Annotated in this window: 2 protein-coding genes and 1 pseudogene (1 of these 3 cut by a window edge); 2 read left to right on the forward strand and 1 reads right to left on the reverse strand. The window is 70.5% G+C overall.

Annotated features, from left to right (window positions below; genetic code table 11):
- A pseudogene (locus ACFR9S_RS11160) lies at window positions 1-891 on the forward strand (DUF373 family protein) (it extends 205 nt beyond the left edge of the window).
- A 10-nt stretch (window positions 892-901) separates the two neighbouring features.
- Here ACFR9S_RS11160 and ACFR9S_RS11165 read toward each other — a convergent pair.
- On the reverse strand, window positions 902-1,735 hold the full coding sequence (locus ACFR9S_RS11165) for a polyprenyl synthetase family protein (RefSeq protein WP_379818671.1): 834 nt from the start codon (window positions 1,733-1,735) through the stop codon (window positions 902-904).
- Between the two features lie 105 nt (window positions 1,736-1,840).
- Between ACFR9S_RS11165 and ACFR9S_RS11170 the strand changes: the two genes are divergently transcribed.
- The coding region (locus ACFR9S_RS11170) for a methyltransferase domain-containing protein (RefSeq protein WP_379818672.1) at window positions 1,841-2,445 on the forward strand (605 nt) is incomplete at its 3' end.

Raw genomic sequence — 2,445 nt, forward strand, 5'->3', positions numbered from 1 at the left:
CTCGCCGCCGACACGGGCGTCGACGGCGGCGACGTGCGGGCCAACCGCGCGGTCGGCGAGGAGGTCGACACCGTGCTCGCGGCGCTGTCGACCGGCGAGAACGTCCGCGCGGTCGTCATCACCGACGGCGCACAGGACGAGTCCGTGCTCCCGGTGATCCGTTCCCGCGTGCCGATCGACGGCCTGCGCCGGGTCGTCGTCCGGCAGGCCCAGGATCTGGAGTCGATCTACTACACGATCAAGCAGGTGCTCGGGGACAAGGAGACCCGCGGGACGCTGCTCGTCCCGCTCGGCGTCCTCCTGTTGGTCTACCCGATGGTGCTGATCGCCAACGCGTTCGACGTCGCCGGCGTCTCCGTGCTCGGCGTGCTCTCGGGGGTCCTCGGGCTCTACACGCTGTTCCGCGGGCTGGGGCTGGAGGAGGCGGTCGACGACGCGGTCGGTGAACTCCGCCAACTGCTGTACGCCGGCCGGGTGACGCTGATCACCTACGTCGTCGCGGTCGCGCTGGTCGCGATCGGCGGCTGGCAGGGGTACGGGGCGGTGACCGAGGGGGCGTCGTCGGTCCCGATACCGACCCAAGTCGCGGTGTTCGTCCACGCCGCGGTGGGCTGGTTCGCGGCCGCCGGCGTCACCTCCAGCCTCGGGCAGGTCACCGACGAGTATCTCGACGGCGCGTTCCGGTGGCGCTACCTCAACGCGCCGTTCTACGTGCTCGCGATCAGCGTCGTGCTCCACGCCGTCTCGGGCTTCTTCCTCCCCGGCGAGGGCGCGATGGCGATCACCGACCTCGCGCTGGCGCTGACGGCGGGGACGCTGCTGGGCGTGTTGAGCACGCTCACGTTCGCGATCGCGGAGAACCGCTTCCCGGCGAGCGCGGAGGCGGCCTGACCGCCCCGGCCTACCGCTCCCGGCTGACGACGTACTCCGCCAGCTGTTCGAGGTACTCCCGCGCCTCGCCGTCCTCGACGGTCGCCGTCTCCAGCGCGTCGAGCGCGTGGTCCGCCTCCTCGCGGGCGCGGTCGTCGGCCTCCTCGGCCGTGAGCTCGGTGACCTGTATCAGCGAGGGCCGGTCCATCTCGGCGTCCTGCCCGGCGGGTTTGCCCAGATCGGCGGCGTCACCGGTGGCGTCCAGCACGTCGTCGCGCATCTGGAACGCGACGCCGACGCGCTCGGCGTACTCGCCCATCGANNNNCCCCCGGCGCCGGCGGCAATGGCGCCCACCTCGGCGGCCGCACGGAACAGTGCGCCCGTCTTCCGGCGGGCCAGCTCCATGTACTCGCTCTCGTTTTCGGGCTCGGAGACGAGCTCGGTCGCCTCGCCCTCGCCGAGTTCGACCATCGCCTCGGCGACGACGCCCATCGCGTGCTCGTCGGCCGAGAACAGCGCGAACGCCTCGCCGAGCAGCCCGTCGCTGGCGACGATCGCCGGGCCGTAGCCGTACTCCGCCCACGCGCTGGGGTTGCCACGGCGGAGCTCGGAGCGGTCGATGATGTCGTCGACGACCAGCGAGGCGTTGTGGACGAGTTCGATCCCCACGGCGAAGTCGACGGCGTCCTCGGGGTCGCCGCCGGCGGCTTCGCAGGCCAGCAGCGTCACCGCCGGCCGGACGCGCTTCCCGCCCGACAGCGTGACGTGAGACAGCCGCTCGGCCAGCTCGGGGGGCTCCACCGACTCGACGAGCGCCGACAGGCGATCGTCGACGATCTCCACCCGACGGTCGAGCGTCTCCATTACGGCTAACTCGGGGAGGATCGCCCAAGTACGTGACGATAGTGCCCGATCCCGCCGGTCACGAAAACCGCAGCATTATGGCCCGCCCACCCCAAACCGAGGCCAATGGGAATTCTGGAGGACAAAGCGCGGGCACGCACCTTCTACAAGTACCTCTCGAAGGTGTACGACACGGTCAACCCACTCGTCTGGAACGAGGAGATGCGCGACGAGGCGCTCTCCCGGACCGGGATCGAGCAGGGCGACCGCGTGCTCGACGTGGGCTGTGGCACCGGCTTCGGCACCGAGGGGCTGCTCCAGCATACCGACGACGTGCACGGGCTCGACCAGAGCGTCCACCAACTGGAGAAGGCGTGGGCGAAGTTCGGCAAGACCGATCAGGTGAAGTTCTACCGCGGCGACGCCGAACGCCTCCCGTTCGCGGACGACAGCTTCGACCACTACTGGTCCTCCGGCTCGATCGAGTACTGGCCCAACCCCGTCGACGCCATCGAGGAGGCCCGCCGGGTCACCAAGCCCGGCGGCACCGTGCTCATCGTCGGTCCCGACGAGCCGAGCAACAGCCTGTTCCACAGGATCGCCGACGCGATCATGCTGTTCTACGACGCCGACGAGGCCGACCGCATGTTCAGCGAGGCCGGCTTCCCCGAGCGCGAACACGTCGTGATGCAGGCCAACCCCGGGAGCCCGCGCGCGATCGTCACGATCGC

The organism is Halolamina salina (assembly GCF_042678005.1).
Classification (GTDB): Archaea; Halobacteriota; Halobacteria; order Halobacteriales; family Haloferacaceae; genus Halolamina; species Halolamina salina.